General features: G+C 23.8%; 27 protein-coding genes, 1 pseudogene and 1 other annotated feature. Of the genes and pseudogenes, 8 read left to right on the top strand and 20 right to left on the bottom strand.

The window, feature by feature from the left end:
* Positions 1-113 precede the first annotated feature (113 nt).
* Positions 114-743, top strand: coding sequence for a hypothetical protein (locus AACK94_RS02955; RefSeq protein ID WP_338976154.1), 630 nt, complete (start codon positions 114-116; stop codon positions 741-743).
* Positions 744-816: 73 nt separating this feature from the next.
* Here AACK94_RS02955 and AACK94_RS02950 read toward each other — a convergent pair whose 3' ends face one another.
* From AACK94_RS02950 to AACK94_RS02935, 4 genes are all read right to left on the bottom strand, one after another.
* A complete protein-coding gene (locus AACK94_RS02950) occupies positions 817-1,281 on the bottom strand; it encodes a hypothetical protein (protein WP_338976152.1) in 465 nt (154 codons plus the stop codon).
* Between the two features lie 186 nt (positions 1,282-1,467).
* A complete protein-coding gene (locus tag AACK94_RS02945; protein WP_338976151.1) occupies positions 1,468-2,340 on the bottom strand; it encodes a hypothetical protein in 873 nt (290 codons plus the stop codon).
* Positions 2,341-2,555: 215 nt separating this feature from the next.
* On the bottom strand, positions 2,556-3,395 hold the full coding sequence (locus AACK94_RS02940) for a hypothetical protein (protein ID WP_338976150.1): 840 nt from the start codon (positions 3,393-3,395) through the stop codon (positions 2,556-2,558).
* A 256-nt stretch (positions 3,396-3,651) separates the two neighbouring features.
* A complete protein-coding gene (locus AACK94_RS02935; RefSeq protein WP_338976149.1) occupies positions 3,652-5,412 on the bottom strand; it encodes an APC family permease in 1,761 nt (586 codons plus the stop codon).
* A 342-nt stretch (positions 5,413-5,754) separates the two neighbouring features.
* On the opposite strand from AACK94_RS02935, the gene AACK94_RS02930 reads away from it, so the two are divergent.
* Entirely contained in the window at positions 5,755-7,248 is a 1,494-nt protein-coding gene (locus AACK94_RS02930; protein ID WP_338976148.1) for a YfcC family protein, read from the top strand.
* Positions 7,249-7,322: 74 nt separating this feature from the next.
* On the opposite strand, the gene AACK94_RS02925 is transcribed toward AACK94_RS02930, so the two are convergent.
* On the bottom strand, positions 7,323-7,787 hold the full coding sequence (locus AACK94_RS02925; protein ID WP_281747948.1) for a hypothetical protein: 465 nt from the start codon (positions 7,785-7,787) through the stop codon (positions 7,323-7,325).
* 384 nt (positions 7,788-8,171) lie between these two features.
* On the opposite strand from AACK94_RS02925, the gene AACK94_RS02920 reads away from it, so the two are divergent.
* Entirely contained in the window at positions 8,172-9,101 is a 930-nt protein-coding gene (locus AACK94_RS02920; RefSeq protein WP_338976147.1) for a hypothetical protein, read from the top strand.
* 117 nt (positions 9,102-9,218) lie between these two features.
* Here the strand turns inward: AACK94_RS02920 and AACK94_RS02915 are convergent, their stop codons facing one another.
* The gene (locus tag AACK94_RS02915; protein ID WP_338976145.1) at positions 9,219-10,022 is read right to left on the bottom strand and encodes a hypothetical protein; all 804 of its coding nucleotides are present in this window, start codon (positions 10,020-10,022) and stop codon (positions 9,219-9,221) included.
* A gap of 307 nt (positions 10,023-10,329) precedes the next feature.
* On the opposite strand from AACK94_RS02915, the gene AACK94_RS02910 reads away from it, so the two are divergent.
* A complete protein-coding gene (locus AACK94_RS02910) occupies positions 10,330-10,695 on the top strand; it encodes a hypothetical protein (RefSeq protein WP_338976143.1) in 366 nt (121 codons plus the stop codon).
* Positions 10,696-10,898: 203 nt separating this feature from the next.
* Here AACK94_RS02910 and AACK94_RS02905 read toward each other — a convergent pair whose 3' ends face one another.
* From AACK94_RS02905 to rplU, 12 genes and pseudogenes are all read right to left on the bottom strand, one after another.
* Complete coding sequence (locus tag AACK94_RS02905; RefSeq protein ID WP_338976137.1) at positions 10,899-11,516, bottom strand: ribonuclease HII; 618 nt, start codon at positions 11,514-11,516, stop codon at positions 10,899-10,901.
* On the bottom strand, positions 11,506-12,408 hold the full coding sequence (ylqF, locus tag AACK94_RS02900; RefSeq protein ID WP_338976136.1) for a ribosome biogenesis GTPase YlqF: 903 nt from the start codon (positions 12,406-12,408) through the stop codon (positions 11,506-11,508). Before ylqF ends, AACK94_RS02905 begins: the two co-directional genes overlap by 11 nt.
* A gap of 86 nt (positions 12,409-12,494) precedes the next feature.
* A complete protein-coding gene (rplS, locus tag AACK94_RS02895; protein ID WP_252319419.1) occupies positions 12,495-12,860 on the bottom strand; it encodes a 50S ribosomal protein L19 in 366 nt (121 codons plus the stop codon).
* 3 nt (positions 12,861-12,863) lie between these two features.
* A complete protein-coding gene (trmD, locus tag AACK94_RS02890; protein WP_338976135.1) occupies positions 12,864-13,625 on the bottom strand; it encodes a tRNA (guanosine(37)-N1)-methyltransferase TrmD in 762 nt (253 codons plus the stop codon).
* Entirely contained in the window at positions 13,618-14,133 is a 516-nt protein-coding gene (gene rimM / locus AACK94_RS02885) for a ribosome maturation factor RimM (protein ID WP_252319423.1), read from the bottom strand. Before rimM ends, trmD begins: the two co-directional genes overlap by 8 nt.
* 1 nt (position 14,134) lies before the next feature.
* Positions 14,135-14,374 (bottom strand): KH domain-containing protein, encoded by a 240-nt coding sequence (locus AACK94_RS02880; RefSeq protein WP_338962636.1) that lies wholly within the window; start codon positions 14,372-14,374, stop codon positions 14,135-14,137.
* 31 nt (positions 14,375-14,405) lie between these two features.
* Complete coding sequence (rpsP, locus tag AACK94_RS02875) at positions 14,406-14,780, bottom strand: 30S ribosomal protein S16 (protein ID WP_338976133.1); 375 nt, start codon at positions 14,778-14,780, stop codon at positions 14,406-14,408.
* Between the two features lie 256 nt (positions 14,781-15,036).
* Positions 15,037-16,154 (bottom strand): IS3 family transposase gene (locus AACK94_RS02870; protein ID WP_338975281.1). Its coding sequence is split into 2 segments (ribosomal slippage): positions 15,037-15,884 and positions 15,884-16,154, totalling 1,119 coding nucleotides; the frame shifts between segments, so codons are not numbered across the junction.
* 244 nt (positions 16,155-16,398) lie between these two features.
* Entirely contained in the window at positions 16,399-17,571 is a 1,173-nt protein-coding gene (gene coaBC / locus AACK94_RS02865; RefSeq protein ID WP_338976132.1) for a bifunctional phosphopantothenoylcysteine decarboxylase/phosphopantothenate--cysteine ligase CoaBC, read from the bottom strand.
* A 102-nt stretch (positions 17,572-17,673) separates the two neighbouring features.
* Positions 17,674-17,961 carry a 50S ribosomal protein L27 gene (gene rpmA, locus AACK94_RS02860; protein ID WP_338976131.1) on the bottom strand — a complete coding sequence of 96 codons (288 nt, stop codon included), beginning with the start codon at positions 17,959-17,961 and terminating at the stop codon, positions 17,674-17,676.
* Positions 17,962-17,963: 2 nt separating this feature from the next.
* Positions 17,964-18,275 carry a ribosomal-processing cysteine protease Prp gene (locus tag AACK94_RS02855; RefSeq protein ID WP_281748879.1) on the bottom strand — a complete coding sequence of 104 codons (312 nt, stop codon included), beginning with the start codon at positions 18,273-18,275 and terminating at the stop codon, positions 17,964-17,966.
* A 334-nt stretch (positions 18,276-18,609) separates the two neighbouring features.
* Positions 18,610-18,900, bottom strand: a pseudogene (gene rplU, locus AACK94_RS07445) (50S ribosomal protein L21); the annotation flags it as partial.
* Between the two features lie 11 nt (positions 18,901-18,911).
* Positions 18,912-18,984: a sequence feature (ribosomal protein L21 leader region), on the bottom strand.
* Between the two features lie 296 nt (positions 18,985-19,280).
* Here rplU and AACK94_RS02845 point away from each other — a divergent pair.
* Positions 19,281-19,790 (top strand): hypothetical protein, encoded by a 510-nt coding sequence (locus tag AACK94_RS02845; RefSeq protein WP_338976128.1) that lies wholly within the window; start codon positions 19,281-19,283, stop codon positions 19,788-19,790.
* A 139-nt stretch (positions 19,791-19,929) separates the two neighbouring features.
* On the top strand, positions 19,930-20,130 hold the full coding sequence (locus AACK94_RS02840; RefSeq protein WP_338976126.1) for a hypothetical protein: 201 nt from the start codon (positions 19,930-19,932) through the stop codon (positions 20,128-20,130).
* Between the two features lie 2 nt (positions 20,131-20,132).
* On the opposite strand, the gene AACK94_RS02835 is transcribed toward AACK94_RS02840, so the two are convergent.
* Positions 20,133-21,250, bottom strand: a protein-coding gene (locus AACK94_RS02835; protein ID WP_338975221.1) for an IS3 family transposase whose coding sequence is annotated in 2 segments (ribosomal slippage) — positions 20,133-20,980 and positions 20,980-21,250 — 1,119 coding nt in all. Because the reading frame shifts where the segments join, the coding sequence is not laid out codon by codon here.
* A gap of 1,209 nt (positions 21,251-22,459) precedes the next feature.
* On the opposite strand from AACK94_RS02835, the gene AACK94_RS02830 reads away from it, so the two are divergent.
* Together AACK94_RS02830 and AACK94_RS02825 are read left to right on the top strand one after the other, a co-directional pair.
* Positions 22,460-23,701, top strand: a complete 1,242-nt coding sequence (locus AACK94_RS02830) for a hypothetical protein (protein WP_338975553.1) — start codon at positions 22,460-22,462, stop codon at positions 23,699-23,701.
* The gene (locus AACK94_RS02825) at positions 23,652-25,670 is read left to right on the top strand and encodes a hypothetical protein (RefSeq protein ID WP_338976124.1); all 2,019 of its coding nucleotides are present in this window, start codon (positions 23,652-23,654) and stop codon (positions 25,668-25,670) included. The genes AACK94_RS02830 and AACK94_RS02825 overlap by 50 nt, the downstream gene beginning before the upstream one ends.
* Before the next feature lie 3 nt (positions 25,671-25,673).
* On the opposite strand, the gene AACK94_RS02820 is transcribed toward AACK94_RS02825, so the two are convergent.
* A complete protein-coding gene (locus tag AACK94_RS02820) occupies positions 25,674-25,916 on the bottom strand; it encodes a hypothetical protein (protein WP_281749131.1) in 243 nt (80 codons plus the stop codon).
* Between the last annotated feature and the right edge of the window lie 103 nt (positions 25,917-26,019).

The raw sequence follows: 26,019 nt of genomic DNA, 5'->3' as shown, positions 1-26,019 counted from the left end.
TTGCCATTCCATCAAAAACAAATGTCTACCAAAAAATAGTCCTAAAAAGGGTTGCCATTCCAATTTATCTAATAGATACTGATGGTCATATTTATAAATGCTTAGCTAATGAAATGGAATTTAAACGTATATTAGGATGACCAGGCATGCCATGTACTTTATTATTTGATAAAAATAATAATACTTATGCTTGATTTAAAAACGGAATTTATAAGTGTTTAACTAATGAAATGGAATTTAAACAAATGACAGGATTAGCAAGATCTATTACAAATGTAAAATTTGATGATAAAGATAATATTTATGTATTAGCTAAAAAAAATTATCCTTATAAATGCTTAGCTAATGAAATGAATTTTAAAGAAATTTGTAATAAACAAACATTCAATGATGAAAATCAATTTCAAGTAACGTATCGTTTTGCTGCTCACGATTGAATAATTATAAAAATTAGTTATGATATTTTTTTGAATATGGAACAAATATATAATGATGAAAATCAAAGTAATTTTCAAAAATTATTTTATAACATTATTATTGATTTTACTAAAAAAGATGAGACTGGGTTTGCTGGTGGTATTTTAGAATCAGATTATACTACAGCAATTTCAATAATAATTGAACATTTTGAAGAAATTAATCAATTTTTTAAAACTTTATCACAAGGTCAAGGTATAAAAATTATTACAAATAGAATTGGATCATGAGATAAAAATGATAATATGGGAATATTTAATCAGTAAAACCTAATTATAATTAAGTAATATTTAGTTTTTATTTTGATATTTTTTTCTAAAATTAAATTGTAAAAAAATATTAATTTAAAATTCGTGGTTTAGATTGAAAAGTATTACTAATACCATTATTACTACTATTACTATCAATAGTATTATTTATAATTGGCTTAATACGCATATCAAATATAGTAATAGCAACATTTTTAATACTAATAAAAAATTGCTTTAAAAAATCTAATTGTTCAAATGTAAAATTTAGTTCTTGATTACTAATCAAATCATTAATTTTTTTAATATCATAATTATTTTCATAATACACAGCAAAATTATCACATTGATTTTGTTTGATCAACATAAAAAAAGAATCAATAGTATTATTATCCAACTCTTCAATTGGTAATGCTTTTAAAATTTTAGGTTCAGTATCATTATAAGTTGTTGTTACTTTATATAAAATTTTTAAATCATTATCAATTTTATATTTTTCTAATTTATAATTTTTTAATTGATTGTTATCATTAACATAATATGATTTGTTTGCCATTTGATTACCACCTTTAAATAAAATAAATCCTTTTTCAATTTAAATAAATGAAAAGAGATTTAAGAAATCAAGTATTAGTTCTTATTTAATTTTACAACTAAATTATTTAGAAATAAAGTAAATCTATAATAAAATAATATATTTTATTATAGATTTAAATTTAATTTATATTAATTAGAAAATTTATTATTTGCCTGGAGTTCCAACAGCCATTTTTTGTGCAAGAATAACACTATCAAAATGTAACTGTAAAAATGCGGGTTCACCATCATTAAAAGTTTTTATTTCTTCTGTGCCGGTAGGTGAACTAAAAAAATGAGTTGTAAAAGATGTATTTAATACTTTAAGTAAAGACTCAAACTTTGTTTTGTTTAATTCATCAGTAAACTCTAATTTAAAACCAGAAGTTGGCTGATCGACCTTGAATCCTTGATCAGCAGTTAGTTTTAAATCATTTAAAGGTTCTTTTATAATATTACTTGTTATTACCTTTGAAACATTTAAATTTGCTGCCTTTATATTAATATTATAAGATTTAACAAGCTTAGCAGCAGTTTTGCTACTCATAATATCAATTTGACAAATACCATCCGCTACTTTAAAGTCAGTTGTGTCAGCAACTGATATTTCACCTGGAGCAGCAGTTTTAATTGTTACAATTAAATTGGTAATAGCATCAACATCGGGTTCTGAATAATCATTATCTTGATTACCAGATGTAAATCCCAATTCCCTTAAAAAGGTTGCAGAATCAGTATTTTTTGCTTTCCATTTACCATCAGTAGAACCTTCAACTAATAACTTTTCTTTAAACAACTTATCTTTAATAAGATTAGTAGAGTCAGCAGTGATAATACAAGTTCCAAGATTATCAAAATTTATTACTTCATCAATTATACTTGTATTTTCATCACTATATCATCCTAATAATTCTGCATATTTGCCATTTAATTGCGGATTATTAGGAATATTTGAACCATTATTACCGCATGCAACAACTGAAGGAGTTGCTTCTGCTGTTAATGCAAGGGCACCCATTAATCTTAATATATTTTTCATATTCACATATACCTCCAATAATATTATTTAAACTTATTATAATAACTATAAATTAACAACTTAGTTACTTTTTTCCAAATATAATATCATATAATAAGTTATCCAATATTTATATGTTTATAATGTTTAAAAATATGAAAAAAATAAACATTTTGTAAAATAAAATACTCCTTTTAAATTAAAAGGAGTATTAATATTATTTTTATTTTATAAAATTATGCAAGTGTTAATTCAGTTTTTGCTTCAAAAGTAACATCACCAGTTTTATAAGTTATTTCTAATTTATCACCAGCAGCTCAAGCATCAAAATAAGCAGTAATTGTTCCTAAATTTGCCCCAATTTTTAAAGCAGTTAGAGTATTTAAAGCAGTAAACTGTTTTACTTGATCTGATTCTCCTTTAATTTGTATTGGTTCTCCTGGTTTTTTTGCAGTTTCTGGAATTGTAGTATCATCTACAAACATAATTTTTTGATTTGTAGTAACATCAGTATCTACTATTTTAATTTCAGCAGCTATTGTAGTAAGAGCAGCAGCAATAACACCTTTTGTTTTATCAGCTTTTAACTTAATACCATAAACATCACCAAGTGCCTCTTCACCTTTTTTAAATTGGAAATTAAAAGTACCACCAGTAATAGCATAATCTTTACCATCATCCATTTTAGCTAATTCTGGTTTAAAATCAGTAACTGCACCAGTAATTTTATCTAATTCTTCTTTATTAAATTTTCCATCTGTAGCTGTTTGTTTTAATTTACCAGTAAGAAAATCAGCACATGCTTGATTAGCAGCTTTATTATCTTCTCCTAATAATGCACTAGCTTTAATTGGTGTTTTTAAAGCATCAACAGTTCAAGTAACATTATCCTTGACAGTTGTATCAAATGAAGCTGCTTGTACACCTTCTCCTTTATCATCTGTTAACCCTAATTGTTTTGATACTTCTACGTTCATGGCTACACCAGCTTTATCACCACAAGCAACAACTGAAGTAGTAGCTGCTGTTGTTAATGTTAATGCACCCATTAATCTTAATATATTTTTCATATTCATATATAGTACCTCCAATAATATGACTTTTGAACTACAAATACAATAACCACAATTTAGAATTACTTCTAAACATAATATTGAAATGAATCCAATTAACATTATACATCATATTTTACTTTCTACCATCAATATACTTTATAATAATATAAAAAAATATTCATTATTAACACCTTTAATATTACTATAAAAATTTGTCAAAAATAATAAATACTAAAAATGTATTAGTTATAATAACTAATACATTTTTAAACTTTTTTTATTCTTCATCTTCACGCCATTCGCCTTCTGACATCAATAATTCTTTACGTACATTTTTAGCAATTATATAATTAGGGTTTTTATCATCACCATTAATTAAAACATTACGTACTAAATAATTTTCAATTTCATTTTGTAGATTTTTTGCAACAAAAGGTCAATCATCTTTCACTCTAAATTCGCTATCCAATTCTTCTTGTAATTTAGGATTTGTAAGTGCTCTTTTTCTTTGCATTGGTTTATAATAAGCAAAGTATCAAATTAGAGCAAATGCAATGCTAGCAATTAAATAAACTAATTGTAAAACATTATAAGTTATATCAGATATTCCTTTTGTAGTATCAGTTCCACCTTTACCAATAAGATTTGCTCCTGAAATTAAACCATTGATTAAAGATCTTAATCATTCTTCAAATTGTCAAACTAAGAAAAGTGTTGCTGCAAGTCAAATAATAATTTCAAAAATATTTTTTTTCAATTTCTTTTCTATAGACAGTTTAATTGCAATGGAAAGTACAAAAACATAAATAATAACCATAATAATACCGGCTTCAGCAGTTAATGTTCCATAATTAACAATCGAACTTAAAACTAATTGTCCATCCTTATAAACAGGATGTAACGTATCAACTATTACTCCAATAATATCAGGTAAAATTAATCATACAAAAGCTGAAGAAAAAGTAATAATTAAATTTAATCTAGAAGCTTTAAACGGAATGTTATCTTTTGATAATTCTTTATATTTAGGTGAAATATACCCTTCAACAGATAATGGTTCTAAAATAGCACCACTATATAAAGCATTTTGCATTCCAGCATTAGACTTTAATGAAATAGTACAAATTAACATTACAAGGATACCAATTATTCCTAATCATTGTGCATGAGCTTTATCACCTAAAATTTTAAAAATACTTAAGTTGGGATTATCTGAAAAATTGCCAGCAACAGCACCAATCATAAGAATTGTTACTGCCATATAAAAAATAGTAGATAAAATCATAACAATAACTAATGAACGACTAATATTTTTTTTAGGATTTCTAACATTTTTACCAATTGTTGAATAGGTTTCAAATCCTAAAAAGAAAAAGAAACACATGGCAAAAGCTTGTGAAAAGTTATTGGCAGTTAATTGTTGATGAGAAGTAGTCATATCTCAATTTGAAGTTCCTGCCATCACAAATAATATAATAGTTGCTATGATTAATAAAAAAGTTGTTCCTCATTTTAAATAACTAGAAATATTCACAAATTTTTTAAATGCAGCCATTCCTAAAAATAATACACAAGAAGCTAAACCATAAATTAGAATTCCAATCAAATCTAATCCTAAATGTTGTCATACTCCTCAATTAGCATATAAAAAAGAAGATGGATCAGTAAAGTTAATTCTAATCATTGATACAATTTGTGAACTAACTATAACAGGTAAAGTAGCATACTGTAAAAAAGAAATTAATCAACCTCAGAAGCGACCATAACTACTTCTAACATAAATATAAGCAGCACCATTATTACCCGGATGTACTCTTGAAAGTCTTGAAAAAGCTCAAGCACAAGTTCCTGCAATTAATCCTTCTACTAAAAAAATTCAAATCATATGAGAACCTAAATTTAAACTATCTTTATTAATTAAAATTGCAAAGTTAGCAGTAAAAGTAATTCCAACAGTATAATTAAAACCAAACCAGACTAATTCTGATAAAGTTAATTTATGATTTGTCCTTTCTTTTTTCTTAAAAAGTTTTAACATAATATTCTCCTTTCAATTATAATAATTATATACCTTTAAAGTGATTTCATTAATTAATAAAATAGTCAATAAAATCAAAAAAATAAAAAAATATATGTAATTTATAATAACTAATTTTATTTTAAAATACTACTAATATTTAATTAAATTTTCAAATAATACTAATAAAAAAATAACATTTTTTTAAAAACTATTATTATAATAGTGTTACTTAAATAAAAATACTACTTTTTTAATAAGTTATTTTAAAAAATAAGCTTAAACATCTTTTATTCTACATGATAAATAGTGTATTATATAATAATACTTTTAAAAAAATAAAGAAGGAGGTATTAATCATATATGGGAATTACCAAAAAGAAAAAATTTCGTTTATTTCCATTTAAAATGCCAACAGCAATTACAGTCTTATTCTTTATTATTGCTCTAATTATCATTATTTCTTGGATTCCAGGAACAACAGGTAAATGATTAGAAGATGAATCAAAGCCTGTAAGCACCGATAACCCTTGACAAGACGGTGGGCCATTAGGTATCATGGACTTATTTTTGGCTCCAATTAAAGGTTTCATTGGTAGCAGTGATATTATTGTTTTTGTTTTAGTAATTGGTGGATATATTGGCATAGTTATGAAATCAGGTGTACTAGATGCAGGAATTGGTCGTTTAGTTAAACGTCTAAACGGAAAAGAAATTTGAATTATTCCTTCAATTATGACTATCCTATCGATTGGTGGAACAGTTGAAGGAATGTGTGAAGAAACTATTCCTTACTATTTAATTATTATTCCAGCAATGTTAGCTGCTGGTTTTGATGTTGTTACAGCTGTATTAATGATTTTATTGGGTGCTGGTGTTGGTGTTATGTTTTCAACACTTAATCCCTTTGCTATTGCTACAGCTTCACAAGCTAGTGGTTTAAATCCTGGTGATGGAATCATCTGACGTTTAATTTGTTGATTTTTAGCAACTATCGGTACTATTGCTTTTGTTATGTGATATGCAATCCGTGTTAAACGTAATCCTGAAAAATCAGTTGTTTTTCACTTACATAGCGAGCATCATGAAGAATTTATTAATAAAGAAGAAATACCTGAATTTACTAAACGTCGTAAAATTATTTTAGCACTATTTGGATTAACATTTTTAATTATGGTGCTTTGTATTATTCCATGAGGTAAAATTACAGGAACAACTATTTTTGATGATTTTCACAATACATTAATTAAATATTTTCCATATTTCACAAGTCAAATTAATGCATTTGGTGACTGAAACATTGAAATGTTAGCTTTCTTATTTTTCTTTGTTTCAATTATCATTGCAGCAATTGATTGAAAAGGCGAAGAACAATATGTTCGTAATTTTATTAGTGGTTCTTCAGAATTATTAGGTGTTGCTTTAATAATTGCTGTTGCTGGTGGAATTGGCTGATCATTACAACATTCAGGAATGCAACATGTTGTTGTTGGACAATTGCAAAGTATTGATAAATTACCAAGATTTGCTATTGTTATTATTGGTTTTTTTGCTTTTCTTTTGATTGCCTTTGTTATTCCTTCAACATCAGGATTTGCAAAAGCCGTTTTCCCTATTGTTTCAAAAATAGTAATTCCTTTAGGATTAGGTTCAGGAATGATTACTACTTTTGTTATGGCTAGTGGTTGAATTAATTTATTTGCACCAAGTGCAGGTGTAATGATGGCAGGACTTGCCATTGCTAAAGTTCCCCTAACAAGTTTTTATCGAGCAATTTGACCATATACTATTGGTATTACTGTCTTTGCCTTAATAATGTTAAGTATTGGAACTTTATTACCTCAATCAATATTTTAGTAGAATTTAAAGCACTATGTCAATTAAAACTTTTCTCTAATTAGAGAAAAGTTTTTTTATTTTTTATTTCATTTTTATAAAATTAAACAGTATTTGGGAAAACATTCACTTTCACGATTTGTTTGCGTTTGTTCATTATTTAGTAGACTTAATTGATCATCTGCTAATTCTGAAATTTCTACAACTTCATCTTCTGGTAAAAAAATTTGTTCTAATATTTTATTAATATTATTTCAATCATTTACAAAATTTTCACTCATTTTACTGTCTTTAATTATTTTTCCAGTAGCAGGATCATATTCTGTTGATTGACAAGAATTTAACAACATTTCTTCAACAAAAGCAGAAACTTTATAAATAATTAATAATTTTTGGTTAATATTATCATCACTTTTTTCTTTCTGTAATTGCTGTTTATACTTACTTAATTCATCTCATAATGATTTAATATTTTCCTTTTTTGCTGCTATTTTTCTAAAAATTTCTATAATTTCTTTATAATCAAATTTTATCTCAGATAGTAAAGATTTTAAATTCATATTTTTCCCCTTTCAAAATAAAAAACCTACTTGCTTAAAACTTAAACAATAGGTCAAAAACTTATATTTTTTTATTTATAGAAATATTATACTTTATTATTTTTATTTTTTTCAGATATTACTTTATAACAATAAATACTAATATAATTTTAATTTTTAATATAATAAAAATATATTAAAAATTAAAATTATAAGTGTTTTTTTATTTAATTTTACTATTAATAATTTACAAATAAACTCTTAAAGGTTTAAAAAAACAATAAAATTTTTTTTATGTATTATAATAGTGTTAGTGAGTTATTTAAAATAATATGTTTTACATAAGATTATTGAAGATAATTTCTCACATCTATTCTAGATTTAACTGAGGAGGTTAAGAGAAAAATGAGGAATATGAGAACATTATTAAAGTTATTAGGTGCTAGTGTCATAACAACAGTACCAGTAACTACTGTTATAGCTTGTGGTAACAACAAAGAAGATCAGGTAAAAATATTACTAGATCAAGTATCAATAAATTTAGGTTTAACAAATGATGAAGGAAACGGTTTAAAAACTATTAGACTTAATTGAGAAAAAGATACATCCTTTTTCTGAATTGATAATTCCGATATTTTGGTTACTAAATTATTAGAAAAAGAGGCAACTACTGGTCAAGCCAAAGCTAAAGATAAAGACAGTTTCTATTTTTTAAAATCTGTTTTACAACAGAAATTAACATCAGGAACAACACCTGAAGATGGTACTTTTGATGCAGCGGAAGTTGCTAAAATTAAAAATAAAATATCTAATATAAAAGTTTCTACTAGTAAATTTGTAGAACCAAATGATGATGAAAAACTTGTAGTTGGTGATGGGACATATAATTTACAATTCTTTAAAGAAGATGGTAAAACAAATTTAGGGGATAAATATACAGTAAAAGTAATGACTGGAACTGATGCTTTATTTAATATTTTTGCAAGTGATAGTCCTGCTAAGTTAAGTTATAATGAATTTGTTTATGAAGGAAGTTCTATTGAGTATTTCCAAGCGGGTTATAAATTAGAAGAAACTGTTAATAAATGATTAAAAGATAAAACAGAAGTACCATTAATAAGCAAAAGCAGAACTGAAAAAGCTATTAAATTTAATAACTTTGAACAATTGGTTGGTTGAAAAGCAAAATTTAATGTTATAAATTTTGAAAGAACAGGAATACCTCGTCCAAATAATTTAACAGACGGAGATGAACTAACACTTTCTATTGCTTTAGTAAAAAACCAAGAAACTATTTCTTTAAAGTCAACAATAATAATAAGAATAAACAATTAATAGTAAAATAATAATGATATGATTAGCATAAAATTATTATTCAACTTTTCTAAAATATATTAATTAAGGTAATACTAGTCTAGTATTACCTTATTTTTTACTTCAAAATAATATATATTATTTTAATTCTTCGCTATTAATTTTCATTGCTGAGATTTGTTTTAATTGAAATTGTTCATGCACTACTGCTTCAAATTCTAAAACAACACCTACTTTAAACTTAAGAAAAGCATCATTAACATATTTTTTATTATTAAAAATTAAAACTGCCAATTGTTCAAAAGCATAATTTAAAATTTTATCAGAATTTGGTTCTAAAGAAAGATAACAAAATATTTGTTCATTCCTTAAATATTGCGATATCTCAAAACTATTATTTAATTTATCTAATTGTTTTCATAAACATGGTGTTAAAATAATTTTAGCAATACCATTATCACTATACTTAATACCATCTCTTTCGTAAGAAAAACCATTATTAAAAATAATGGTATTCATTCCTAATTCTTTATAATTAATAGTATATTCGGTTATTAACTCTGCAAAAATATTCTCATTACCTACTCAATCAGCGCTAAATTCTAGATTTTTATTAACAGTAATAATAAGAGCATTTGTTATTTTTTTACTTCATTGTAAAAATAGTTCTCATTGTTCAAGAATAACAAAAACTATTTCATCAATCAAAGTATATGGCATTGAAGATTCTTCTGCTAAAGCTGAAATTTTAGAAACAATATTACTACTTAAAAAATTAGATAATAATCTTACCTTATCACTTATTTGTAAATTTTTATTTTTCTTGTAAATTTTAATAATATGTTTACATGTACTTTTTTTCAAAACTAATTTAGCAGTACCGCGACGTTGATTTGAAAAATATACAAATGTTAGTAAATTATAACCGAATTTCTTTGTCATTATAATTCCCCTGACTATCTTAAATTATAAATTAAAAACTATTTTACTTTAAATTAATATAGTTTAATTATAACAGAACTAGAAAATTTAATAAACATATAAGTTTATTTCAAAAAAATTAAATTAAAAATCTCAATAAGATTTGTCCATAATTATGAAGAAAAGCAATAATAAAAAATAAATAGTATTATTTCATATTTTTAGATATAATTATTTTAATTTAATAAATGTATATATCTAATATAGCTATTTTTCTATATTAGGATTTTTATTAAATTAAATATCCAAATAAAAAAGGAAAAATAAAATGTTAAAAAAAATATATAAAGAAATATTTTCAACTATGTTAGTAATTGATAATAAAGATAATAAATTTTGTTTTAAAATAAATATAATTAAAACTTCTAATAAAATTAGACAAAAATACAATATTAAAAAAGAAATAATCAATGACTTATTATTACCATATAAAAATGTTACTAGTTATTCTACTGAATTATTTCCACTACACTATTTATTAGAAAATATTAGCAAAGACATTATTAACAATAATGCCTTTCAAAAAATATTAAATAAAAATATAATAAATAAAATAGAAAAAATCTATAAAAAATATCAAGATTTTGACCATGACTTTCAAAAAAAGATTCTTTTATTTAGAAGTTGCCTATAATATTAAAACACCTACAAGCCAATTAGAAAAGAATTTACAAAAACATGGCCTTCAATCATTTAAAAATATTTTAATAAATCAAGGAACTAAACCAATTAAAGAAATTTTTAATATTCAAAATAATAAATTATTAGCAACAGATATAAATAAATTAGATAATAACTTATTACCAATAAATAATTGTAATAATAAAAGTTTCTCTATTATATAATCCCACTATATTTTTTAACGGGCGCACAACTAATACGATGAATATCACAAATACCATAATTTTGTAATGCTATCTGATGATTTTTTGTATAATACCCTTTATGATTTTTAAACCCATAATTAGGATATTTAGTATCATAATTAATCATAATTTTATCTCTTACTACTTTAGCAATAATCGAAGCGCTAGCAATATTAAGTGATTTTTGATCACCTTTAACTATTGCTTCAACTTTTCCTAGAAAATTAGGAAATTGTGGTTTTTCAAAATCAACTAAACACACATCAGGTACTATTTTTAATTTATTAAATGCTTCTATCATTGCTAAAATACTAGTCTGCTTAGGATTATGAATATTAACAAATTGATGACTTTTAATACTAACAGCAACTGTTAGTGCATTATCAATTATAATTTGATACATTGCTATTCGTTGTTTTGTTGATAATTGTTTTGAATCTTTAATTAAAGGATGATTAAAGTTTGGTTTAAGAATAACGCTTGCAACAACAATTGGTCCTGCAATAGCTCCCCTTCCCACTTCATCAAAACCAGCAATTAATGTTCCTGATGAATAATTATCAATTTCGTATCGTAAACTACTTTTCATGTTTTAAAATCTTAGGTGGTATTTCAAATGAAATTAATCCTAATTTCCCTACTTGTAAATCATTAATAAATAAATTCATGGCACGATGAGTATTATCTTCATCATTAGCCAATTTTAAATGATATTTTTGTGCTAATTTCTTAAAATAAAGAAATAATGTTTCATCATTAATATTTTTAATTTCAAAATTAATATTATAATATTTTACTAATCTTTCATAATAATTCTCAAGTAAAAAGGTTAAAGCAAAATTAGCCATTTCTTCTAAAAATAAATGTTTAACAGGAATTGCTTTAATTAAAGCTAAAATCATTACTACTTTTTGATCATTCATTTTTGGTGGTAAAATACCAGGACTATCTAACAAATCAATCGTTGGATTTAATTTAATTCATTGTTGACCTCTAGTAACACCAGGTATATTAGCAGTTTGTGTTACTTTACGTTGTAATAAATTATTGATAAATGTTGATTTCCCCGTATTTGGTAATCCCATAATTAATACCTTAATTTTTGGATTAACAATACCTTTTGCCAATTGTTTTTTCATTTGTGGCTCCATTAATTTAGTAATTAAATTTAATAACTGCGGTTTCATTTTTGTAATTAATGATTTTGCCAATAAAACAGAAAAACCTTGACTTTCAAAAAAATTAACTCATTCTTTAGTAAAATTATCATCTGCTAAATCAACTTTGTTAAGAACAATAATTCTTATTTTTTTCTCTAATAAACGATCTAATAAAGTACTTTTTGTTGCTAATGGTGCTCGTGCATCTAAAACTTCAATTGCAACATCAATAATTGGTAACTTAGTTTCAATTGCTTTAATGGCTTTCATCATATGACCAGGGAATCAATGAATTTGATTATGGGTACTTTCATTAGGCATTTTTTTTAACTCCTTTAATACATTTTATTATTATTTTATATCAATTTAGAAAACCACCATTGATTTTAATAACGGTGGTTTAATTATTATTTAACAGGTTTTACTGTTTTAATTTCTTTAATTCTAGCAGCTTTACCGCTTAATTTACGTAAGTAGAAAATACGTGCTCTTCTTACTTTACCCTTACGAATAACATTAATTTTATCAATTAATGGTGAATGTAAAGCAAATGTTTTTTCGACACCTTTACCACCAACAGTTTTACGAACAATAACATTTTGCGTAATTCCTGAACCTTTGCGAGCAATAACTACCCCTTCAAACATTTGAATACGTTCTTTTTTTTCTTCTTTAATTTTAGAAAATACTTGGATTGTATCTCCAGATTTAAAATTAGGAAGATTATGATTTAGTTGACTTTCACTAACTAATTTAATAATTGCATTTTGCATGTTTTATTTCTCCTTTCGTTTATTTTTTTTAAGTGAAGATTTATATTCTTCAATTATTATTTTATCTTTTGCAGATAATTGATATTTTTCAAATAAATCAATTCTTTTTTTATAAGTATTAATTAATGCTTGTTGATGACGATATTCTGCTATCTTTTCATGGTGACCACCAATTATAACCTCTGGAACTTTCATACCTAATACTTCTTCTGGTCTTGTATATGTTGGATAATCCAATAATGAATTATTAAAAGAATCATTAAGATGAGATTGATGTTGAATAACATTAGGAATTAACCTAGTAATACAATCAATAATAACCATTGCTGGTAATTCACCACCAGTTAATACATAATCACCAATTGAAATCTCTTCATCAATATAAGACATAATGCGTTCATCAATACCTTCGTAATGACCACAAACTAAAATATAATTAATATTTTTTTGACTATATTTATAAGCTAATTGTTGATTTCATTGTTGACCTTGTGGACTAAGTAAAATTGTTTTAGCCTCAGGATATTTAAGTTTTACGCTATTAATAGCATTAATTACTGGCATTGCTTGTAAAACCATACCATTGCCACCACCATAAGGAGCATCATCAACTTGTTGGTGTTTATTATTAGCAAAATTTCTAATATCAATAATATCAATGCTAATTTGTTTTTTAGTAATAGCTCGTTTGATAATTGATGTTTGCATAAAATCATTAAAAGCATTGGGAAATAAAGTTATAATTGTGAATTGGTTTTTAGTCATTATTAATTAATCCTTCAATAATATTAAAATAAACTTTTTGTTCTTCTTTATTAATTTTATTAATAAATACTTTATTATTAGGAATAAAAAAGGTTTTTTTATTAGTCATTTTTATTTCTCATAAACCTTGATGATTATTATCTAAGAAAGCAATAACTTTTCCTAAAAAAGCATTATTATTAGCATCAAATGCTTCATAATTTAGAATATCTTCATAAAATCAAGGTAAGTTGTCATTAATTATTTCTTCAGTATTAATAACTAAATTTTTATTTTTCATACCTTCTACTAACTCAATAGTATTATAATTTTCAAATGTTAATAATAAAAACTGCTTATGATTTCTTACTCTTGAAATAATTAAAGGTGTTAGTTGTTTAGTTTCTTCTAAATAAACTGTTGTTTTTTCTTTTCATGAAAATTTATTACCATAATAATTACATAAAACCTTAACTTCACCAATAAGACCATGAGTATTAACAATAGTACCTAATTCTAAATATTTCATCTTAAAACTCATTAATTACTAATTTAATAGTATTATTTTCTAAATATGCTTTACTTTCAATAATTGTTGATAATGCACGAATAGTATTTCCTTTTTTACCAATCAATACTGATATTAATGATTTTGGTACCATTAATATTAAATCATAGTGATTTTTTTCTACTAATTCGCGAATCTCAACTTCACAAATTTTATCAAGTAAAATTGGTTCAATTAAATGTTCTAACAATGTTACATACATATTAATTAATCACTTGTAGCATATTTTAATATTAAGTAGCAGGTGCTTCTTCTTTTTTAATAGAATTAGTAGTAGCAGTTTTTTTATTTTTTACAGTAACTTTTTTTGTTATTTTTTTAGGTTTGCTACTTTTTCTCTCTTGTCTTAAATTATGAAATTTAGTCATAATTCCTTCTGTTGATAATAAACTACGAACAGTTTCTGTTGGTTGAGCACCATTTGATAAAAATTTTAATGCTTTTACTTCATCGATAGTTACTTGTTTTTCTTTGCTTGTTGGATTATAAGTACCTAATTTATCAATATATCTACCATTAAGTTTTGTTCTTGCATCAATCGCAACAATTCTGTAACTAGGTTGCACTGATTTACTTTTTCCTGTTGGTATTAAGCGTAATTTAACCATAAATTACCTCCTTCTATTAATTTGTGGCAAATAAACCTTTTTAATAATATCTTATTCACATAATGATGTCAAGTTAAAATACTTAACAGATAAAAAGATTTAGGAGATTGTCAAAAATCAGGAATAAATTAAATTTATATAGTCTTATTATATTTTAGACAAGAAATAATTTGGATTTTTATGAAATTGTATTTAAATAATATAATTTTTTTAAATAAATTGCAACAAAAATATGGAATGGCAACCCTTTTTAGGACTATTTTTTGGTAGACATTTGTTTTTGATAACTAATTGGAGTTAGGTAGTTTAGAGTACTGTGAATTCTTATGTTGTTATATCAATTGATGTAATCAAATAATTCTAATTTTAATTGGATTAATGATGTAAAATTTTTATCATTAATAAATTCAATTTTGAAAGTTTTAAAAGTTGCTTCAGCAACAGCATTGTCATAAGGACATCCTTTTTTGCTTAAAGATCGAGTTATGTTGAAAGCTAATAAAAGTTTATCAATAGTTTTATTATTGAATTCATTACCGCGATCAGTATGAAATATTTCAATATCTTTTAAACAGTGATTTGATTGCATAAATGCTTGATATACTAATGATGCATCTTTTTTAACTCCAACACTATGTCCAATAATTTCGCGGTTAAATAGGTCGATTAATAGGCAAATATAGTTTCATTTACCATTAACTTGAACATAAGTTAAATCACTAACAATAACTTCATTTTTAATTCTATTATTAAAGTTTCTATTAACAAGATTGGTTATTTGACTATCATTGACTTTATTATGATAATTTTTGAATGATAATTTAGTGTATTTTGATATTAAATTATGCTTATTCATAATTTCTTTAATTTTTCTGCGTGATAAATAAATTTCTTGGTTTGCTAGTATGACTTTTAATCTTCTAGTACCATAAACTTCTTTATTTTCTTTAAAAGCACTAATAACAGCTTGTTCATAAATATTATTTTGAATTTTATTTTTTTTCTTTAAATTAAAATAATATGTTGATTTAGAGAGTTTTAAAAAATGACACATTGTGCGAATTTTATATTTAGATTTATTATTTGCAATAATCTCTACTTTCTGCCTATTATTAGTGCTGCTTGCTTTAAAATATCAATTTCCATTCGTAACTGTTTTAATTCTTTATTTGCTTGAATTAATTGTTTTTCTAAATCTGAAAGATTATCTTTAGTTTTAAAACTACCTGAATTAGTAAATTGCTTAATTCAATTGTAAGTAGCTGCTCTTGTAACATTGTATTCTTTAACAAGGCAAGATACTGATTTGCCACTTTGATATAAAGCTACTATTTGTTTTTTAAATTCATCTGAATATGAGTTAATAGTGACCATAATTATAATTCCTTTCTTTTAACTAATTTGTTCACTTGTCTATGTAATTAGTGTCCAATAAAGTGTAACCCATCCATTAATTACATACTCAAATTCTATTATAAAAAATAAGCAATATATATTTAAAATTAAAATATCATATTGCTTATTTTTTATAATAAAGTTCACTGTATAAATAAAATTTTTTTAAAATAATCTATTGTTAGAAAAAAATATTAAAGCAATAAATTCTATTTTTATTATATTAATAATTTAAAATATTTTTACTTATAATATCAACTATCTGTTTAGCAACTTCCACTTTTGAACCAATCAAATTATAATTATTATTTTTAAAATAAAAATTAATTTCTGTTTCATTTTTACCCATAACACTAATATTATTAATACAAATACCATCGCAATTTTTAATTTTCATTTTTTCGATACCAAGATTTTTATCATTAACTTCTTGAGCAGCAAAACCAATTAAAACTTGTTGTGCTTTCTGCTTACCTAAAAATGCCAATACATCAATATTAGCAATCAGTGATAAAGACAAATTTTCATTCTTATTTTTAATTATTTTATTAGGAATATATTTACTTACTTTATAATCATTTAAAGCAGCAGCACATATTACAATATCAGCATTATCAAAGTTTTCTTTCATTGCTAAGAACATTTTTTCATTAGTATTCGCTTTAATAATAGTTAGGTTTTTTTGCGATTTAATTTCAAAATCACAATCACCTGCAACTAATACTACTTTAGCGTTAGTTTTAAGAAAAGCATCTACTAATGCTTTACCCATTTTTCCTGAAGAATTATTAGTAATATAACGAATTGGATCAATATAAGTTCTAGTGCGACCAATATTAATTAAAATTTTTTTATCAGATAAATCAATATTTTTTTTAAAAAAATCTTTAATTATTGCTAATGCATTATCTGGACTTTTAACCCGTCCATCACCAATCATCTTACAGGCTAACATTCCTGAATCTGGAGGAATAATAGTAATATTTTCAAAATTAGATAATTCTAATAAATTTTTTTGAAAACTTTGATTGTGATACATATTATGATTCATTGCTGGAAATAATATCTTTTCTGCTTTGGAAGCTAAAAATACTGATAATGCTAAACTATCAGCAATTGCTAAATTTGCTTTACTAATAAAACTCATAGTAGCAGGATAAACAACAATTAAATTTGTTTTAATCGCTAAATTAGTATGAGTAATTAAATCTACTTTAACATATGATTCTTGTTCAAACATTTCAGAATAATAAGAAAATGTTTTATCTTCTAGAAAATGTAAAGAACTTTTAGTACAAATAATATCAACTAAAAATTCTTTTTTTAATTGTTTTAATAAAATTAAGGCTTTGTTTGCTGCAATACTACCAGTAATTATTAAAGTAATATGTTTCATTATTTTCTCCTATCATATCATTAAACATAAAATAAACAAACAAAACCTATCTTCAAAATATGATAGCATTGAAAATAGGTTTTTATTATTAAAAATTTATTTTTACTTTTTATCAAGTATAACTGAAACTCGTGTTTTATTTTTTTTAAAAATAGTATACTTAACAATTCCTGATTTTAAAGCAAATAAGGTATCATCATCACCACGTCCTACATTTTCACCAGGGTGAATTTTAGTTCCACGTTGACGATAAATAATTGTTCCCTCTTTTAAACTTTGTCCATCACCAATTTTAGCACCTAAACGTTTAGAATGTGAATCACGACCATTACGAGTTGAACCCACTCCTTTTTTTGAAGCAAATAATTGTAAATTTAATTTATAAAACATAATTACACCTCCTTTATGTTAATATATTTTGGATATTGTTCTTTAATAGTTTTTAATTGTCAAAGCATTGTTTTTAAAATGATTTGACTATTATTAGTGAAACTAGCAACTTTAAGTTTAACTAATCCAGCAGTATTATTAATTACTTGAACTTGATTATTATCAAGTTCATGAAGTGCATTTAATGTACCAATAACAATGGCTGAAATCCCTGCACAAACAATATCATTTCCAATTTTTGAAAAATTAGCATGACCAGTAATTATAACTTCTACAATGTTACTATTTTGGTAATTATAAGTAACTTTAACCATAATTTAATATTACCTTAAATTATTTTTTATTATTTTCATCATCTCCTTTAACAACTTTAACAGTCATATTTTTATGATCAAAAATAGTTTTTAAATTACCTTCACTAACAACAGTTTTAGTGTTATCTGGTTCTGTAATATTATCCTTAACAACTGATTTAGTTTTAACAACTTTTTCTTTTGTAAGTTCTTTTTTTACTTTACTAACTACTGATTTTGGCTCTTTAATAATAGGAGTTACTACTTCAGAAATTACTTCTTTTTTTACTTCATCTTTAATTACTGGTTTTGATTGTTCAGTCTTCTTATCAACAAGACTTTTACCACCAAGTAAGATATCAGTAATTAATACCTTTGTATATGGCTGACGGTGTCCATACATTGTTTTTGAATTTTTCTTAGGTTTATATTTAAACACTCGAATCTTTTTTGATTTATCTTGTTTAATAATCTCACCATGAACTTCAGCACCTTTTAGGAAAGGTTTACCGAATTGTTGATCAATCATCAATATTTTGTCAAAAATAATCTTATCTTTAGCTTTGCCAACAATTTTTTCAACAAAAATCTCTTGACCATAGGAAACGTTAATTTGTTTTCCTCCTGTTTGAATAACTACAAACATTTTTCTTATTACCTCCAGTTTAGACTCGCCTTATAGGTGGAATAAATCACTTGTTAACCTAAAGTAGAGCGGTTGAAACTGCATAAACAGTCTTAAATATTATAAAGTATTTTTTATTAAAAGCAATACAAAATTTAGTAATTATACACATAATTTAAATATAAAAATTACTAAAAAAGAAAAATAAAAAAATATATCTTTAATATTTAATATTTAATGTAACTATAATTATATCTACACTAAATTATGTAATTAATATTTTTTTATAATTATTATTAAAATTATGATATTATTTTTCTAAACTTAATATAAGTTTTTAACTCATTACTTGTTAAAAAGTAAATGAGTTTTTTTATTTTTAGAAAGGAAGATTAAAAGAGATGGCTAAAGATAAAAATATCATTAATGAAACAATTGATTATTTACCGTTGTTTGGTGCTGGATTAGGAGCAATTGACGGTCTTTCATGAACAAATCCAGTGCCTGTTACCAACATTGCGATTGGTGCTGCAGCCGGAGGAATAGCAGGTTATCAAATTAAAAAAGCTGTAAAAAATAAAGATAAAAATAAAACTAAAGTTGGAACATCATTAATTTGTGGTGCTGGTGCTGGTGTATTAAATGCAGTATTAAATCCAGAAGCATCATTAATGAATACATTAAAGGCAACTGCTGGTGGTATTGTAATTGCTAAAGGTGGTAAATATATTGTTGATAAAGGCAGTAGTTATGTAAAATCTAGACCAGAATATCAAATATTGAAACAAGGATATAAAATTAATAAAAAAGTAAATAAGATTCAAGATTTTTCTTCAATAAAAAAAGAAGCAAATTCACTAAATTCACAAAAAAAATCTTCAACAAATCAATATAAATTAAAACTAATGTAAACTGATCAATAGTAAATTAAAACATTAAAAAATTATTTAGGAATGAAAATAAAATTGATATTCAATTTAACTCATTCCTTTTTAAGTATTGAAATTCAAACAAAAAAAACAATATAATAACACTTTGGAGTGGTGAAAGATGAAAAGAAAATTAAGTTATAAAAAAATGCTAGCAACAGTTGGTGTATTAACTGTTGTATTACCAATGTCTTTAAGTATTGCATCATGTGCAATAAAAGAAAAACAAAAAAATAATGATCAAAAAATAGTAAATGCAATTAATCAAACTAATTATTCACTTGATAATATTATAATTAATTGGAATGGCAACCCTTTTTAGGACTATTTTTTGGTAGACATTTGTTTTTGATAACTAACTGGAGTTAGGTAGTTTAGAGTACTGTGAATTCTTATGTTGTTATATCAATTGATGTAATCAAATAATTCTAATTTTAATTGGATTAATGATGTAAAATTTTTATCATTAATAAATTCAATTTTGAAAGTTTTAAAAGTTGCTTCAGCAACAGCATTGTCATAAGGACATCCTTTTTTGCTTAAAGATCGAGTTATGTTGAAAGCTAATAAAAGTTTATCAATAGTTTTATTATTGAATTCATTACCGCGATCAGTATGAAATATTTCAATATCTTTTAAACAGTGATTTGATTGCATAAATGCTTGATATACTAATGATGCATCTTTTTTAACTCCAACACTATGTCCAATAATTTCGCGGTTAAATAGGTCGATTAATAGGCAAATATAGTTTCATTTACCATTAACTTGAACATAAGTTAAATCACTAACAATAACTTCATTTTTAATTCTATTATTAAAGTTTCTATTAACAAGATTGGTTATTTGACTATCATTGACTTTATTATGATAATTTTTGAATGATAATTTAGTGTATTTTGATATTAAATTATGCTTATTCATAATTTCTTTAATTTTTCTGCGTGATAAATAAATTTCTTGGTTTGCTAGTATGACTTTTAATCTTCTAGTACCATAAACTTCTTTATTTTCTTTAAAAGCACTAATAACAGCTTGTTCATAAATATTATTTTGAATTTTATTTTTTTTCTTTAAATTAAAATAATATGTTGATTTAGAGAGTTTTAAAAAATGACACATTGTGCGAATTTTATATTTAGATTTATTATTTGCAATAATCTCTACTTTCTGCCTATTATTAGTGCTGCTTGCTTTAAAATATCAATTTCCATTCGTAACTGTTTTAATTCTTTATTTGCTTGAATTAATTGTTTTTCTAAATCTGAAAGATTATCTTTAGTTTTAAAACTACCTGAATTAGTAAATTGCTTAATTCAATTGTAAGTAGCTGCTCTTGTAACATTGTATTCTTTAACAAGGCAAGATACTGATTTGCCACTTTGATATAAAGCTACTATTTGTTTTTTAAATTCATCTGAATATGAGTTAATAGTGACCATAATTATAATTCCTTTCTTTTAACTAATTTGTTCACTTGTCTATGTAATTAGTGTCCAATAAAGTGTAACCCATCCATATTTTAAATATTGGAACTATTTACTATGACAATAGAAATAAAAAATTTAGTGGTGGAGGTAATTCCTATCCTGAACGTGGAAAAATTAATTTAATTGGTGATATACAAGAAATATATCAATATCAAGGAATAGATACACCAACTGAATTTATAACAGAAGAAAGTACTGAACATGATTATTACACAAAACTAGAAACTAATAATTTATTAGATAAAAAGCAAAATATCAATGATGATGCTTTACAAAAAGTTTCTAAACAAATAGTTCCTGCAATTAATGAAATCAATAATAAAATTCCTAATTTATCTGATTATTATAAAAAAGAAGAAGTAGATAAAAAATTAGAAGATGTAAAATCACAATTTCCTATTGCATTTCAAATAAATGCTATTAGTGCAGAAATTCCTAATTTAGAAACTACTGATAAAACTATTGCCGGTGCTATTAATGAATTAAAAGAAAAAATAAAAGATAAAAAATTTTCAAATGATTATTTTAAATATAATACTGAAACAAATGAAATTGCATTAAATGATGAAGAAAATTCATTACTTTGTAAAGATTTATTAGAAAATAATGAATATAAATTATTAAAAACTCAAAATAAAAAATTATTACAAGCAATTAATGAAATATTAGAAAAACAACCACAACCCAGTCCAAGTGGTTCAAATTGAAAAGAAGTAGGTAAAGTCGTAGTAGATAAAAATAATATTACACATATAGAATATATATTTAAAGATAAAACACATTATAGAATATATTATAGTTTTGGTGATTATACTAGTAAAGAAAATAATAAAAATTATAGTTGACAAATAATTAATTTTTATTATCAATTAGATACAAATGTTTTAAAAAGTAGTTTATGAATATCAAATAATAATGTTAATGCGGATACTGAAATTAATATTTATAATAATAGAATAATGCGGGGTATGGGTAGAGATTATATTTTTAAAAAATTAGAAGAATTACAGGAATAATATTATGTTTTTTAAAATTATAAAAATTATTTTAGGTTTAATAGGAGTAATTTTATCATCAGCAACAGCAGGTTTAATTATATTTATTATTATAAAAATTGTATTAAAAATTAATCAAATATTTTAAAAAAAGGTGGTGAATATTATGTTAAGTCTATTTAAAAGAAAAGAAAAAAGTAATATTAGTGATAATCAAAATGAAAAAGTAAAATTTTTAACTAATAAAAATAAAAGTACTCATGCTTCAATTTTAAATTATTTTGGTTTTAATGATTTTAACCATGAAACTTATTTCACTGATTTTGTAGCAGAAAATAATGCTAATTTATATAATGCTCCATTAGATATTAATAATGAAACTATTAAACAATATTTAATTCAACAAGAATTTTACAGAAAAAATTGAAATTCAATTTTTAAATTAAGTAAATTAGGAATTAGTGCTTATTTAATTTATATTGCTAATGATGACTTATATTTTCAAGTAGTAGATATACAACAAAGAGTTTATGATATTACTGGTAAATTAATTGAATGTACTATTTTTTATGATAGTTATGAACAAAATGCACAAATGGTAAGATTATTTGAAGTTTATACATTAAATAATGAACAAATAACTATTAATCGTGCAATTTATAGTATTAGTGATAATAAAAAACAATTTCCATTAGATTTTAAATCATTCATTAATAACCCTAATTTAGCACAAGAACAAACACTAAATATTAACTATATACCAATAGCAATTATGAGAAATAAAGCAAATGAGCTAGCAGATTGTAATAAAGTAATGGATAAAATTAAAGCATTAGATGTTATTTATGAACAAATTGTTTTAGATACTATTTTAAACTCACCTAAATTTATATTTAGTCAAACTTATGGCAATGTTCAATCTTTAATAGAAGACGCAGTAAGAACATTAGTTACTAAAAATTACATATTTAAAAGCGGTGGAGATAATAATGAACAAAACGAAAATATCAATATGACAAATAGTAATTTTAAAGGTAAAAATTTAACTGATATATATGATTGAAATGTTAATGAAATATTTAAACGTTGTGGTATTCATATACCAAGTCAAAAGAAATCAGCACAACAATCAGTTCCCGAAAGTACAGCAGTAAATATTTCAACTATTAATTATATTGAACAAAAATTATGACAATTTAATATTGATATTCTTAAATTTATTCAAATATTAGTAAGTGTAGATAAAGATTTATTAAATAGTAAAACATTTAATATTAATGATGATCAAGAAATTAATAATTTAACAGTTAAATTAAAATTATTTAATCCCGAAAATAACCAATTAATAGGAGAGAACAATGGAAAACAACAACAAACCACAAACGAAATTTCCACAGAAACAAACTAAACTTAATCAAGCAGAAGTAGAAAATGATTATTTAATTGATAACATTCCTTATGACTTTACTAATATGATGCGTGGTGCTACTAGTGACCCAGATATTAATAGAGCATATGATGAATTTAAAAAAAGAACGATATATATTTATGAAATTGAACGTTTATTTAAAAATAATGAAAATAATAGTTTAAAATTTTCAGCAAATACTATTAAAATAGGTTTTATTGATATTGATAAAGTATTAAAAACTACTGCTGTTGAAACATCTGATTTTACTATGCAATTAAATCAAAGAGCAAGTACTAATATTAATGATAATACAATTGAATATAGTATGACTGATATTAAAAATTTAATATTTCAAGAAATAAATTTATTAAATCAATTTAAGTTATGTGCAGTTAGTATAAATGAACCTTTAACTGAAAATAATATTGATAATTTATATATAATTAATAATTATTCACAACCTTATCAAAATCCAAAAACTAGAAGTACTAAAAGTATAACTATTATTAAAATTAAAGATTTTAAAACAAGAGATGGTTATCCAATCATTATTAAATTACAAAAACCATTAGATAAAGATACAAAAGTTACTGGTTTAAAAATTAAAGCCCCTAGAAGCATGATTTTTGGCAATATAAAGGTACTTGGTGAAGTTGACAATATGGAAGTATACCCAAAGTTATTTGTTAAAAATAAGATAGCATTTCCGCTGTTATCAATGCCTATTGAAACTCAACCAAAAGTTAGAATTTTACAACAATGATTTAGTGAGCAAATATTACCTTGAAATTTAGCAAAACAATTTATCGGACAAGAAAAATCAGTTTTAGATTTAATTAAAATTAGTAGTGGTTCTGTAACAAGAAGAGAAGTTATTAATAATGCAAGAATAACTCATGCTTGATTAGGATATGAGTTTAGTAATGTTTTAGGTGGTAAATGACCATTAAAAAGTCAAAAAGAATTAAAGGATAAAGAAGTTTGAGATTTTGTAGGTGAAAGTCAATTTTATAGTTATATTGCAACTAATAATAAATTTAATGATATTGAAATTGAAATTAAAGATGCACCAACTATTGATAGCTTACAACAATTATTATTAGATATGCTAAGTTATACCTATAATTATAATCGTAATTTTGATGGCGCAGATTATGATGATAAAAATGAAATAGCAAAATTACGTGATAAATTCTCAGGTCAAAAACCTGATGAAGTTATTACTAATTTATTTAGAAAATGAGAACTTGATTATCCAAATTACATAAATTTGCAACAAGTTAAAATATTTAAACAAGTATTTATTATGTTATCAAAGTATATTTATTCAACATTATCAATAAATAAAGGTCTAAATGATGATAATAAAATTTTATTACCTTATTATTTTGAATTAAAATCAAATCCTATACATTCTAATAAGGATAATAGTTGAAAATATAAAGATGTAAAAGTAATACTAAAATCTGAATATTTTGATTTTACAGATATGAATAATATTAAATTAAAAAATAATGATATTAGTCAAAATGAATTATTTAAACTTGATGATAATCAATTTAATTGATTATCTATTACAAATGAATTAGAAAGCAATAATATTCCGTCATTAATTCCAGCAGATTGAACATTAGGAAATGGCGAATATGGAAAATACTTTACAAGAGTAATTATTAGTAACAATAAAATTGAGAATGCTTTAAATTTATATGGTTCAAATAAATCTCAATTATTTTCTAAATTAGAATTTTATGAAGAGATATTACAAATTGATAATAAAAATGAATTTGAATTGCAAATTAAAAATCCAATTAATAATTTAAATCGGATTGAAATTAGTGGAATATTTGGTGCTGGTAATTATTATTTAATTTTAATAACTGACAAACAAGAAATAAACTTAACTAATATTAATTTATTTGACAAATATAATGAAAATATTTCTTATATTAATTTAGAAATTTAAATGTTATTTATTAAAATAACCATATGGATAATTGCCATCTCATGGTATATCTATTCTTTCAATAGTATCTCCACCATTATAAAATTTTGTTTTTTTAGGATTATCAGCAAAGTATATTTTAAATTCACTTTTTATAGAAACTGAAATACCATGAATGTCAGACATTCATATTTTCTGAACACCCATTATAGGTTTTTTATATGAATTTAAATAATATTTAAGTCCACTAAGATTATGGGTAAGCACCTCCCATGATTAATCCTATTGTTCCAGTTGTAGCACCAGTTAGTGCTAATGCTAATGTTATTTTACTTAAATTTGCTTTTATTCATGTTTTCATATTAAATTA

The sequence above is a fragment of the Spiroplasma endosymbiont of Monopis laevigella genome, from assembly GCF_964019975.1.
Classification (GTDB): Bacteria; Bacillota_I; Bacilli_A; order Mycoplasmatales; family VBWQ01; genus Spiroplasma_E; species Spiroplasma_E ixodetis_A.
The sequence above is the reverse complement of the archived record's forward strand: the minus strand, read 5'-3'. Positions and strand labels throughout refer to the sequence as shown.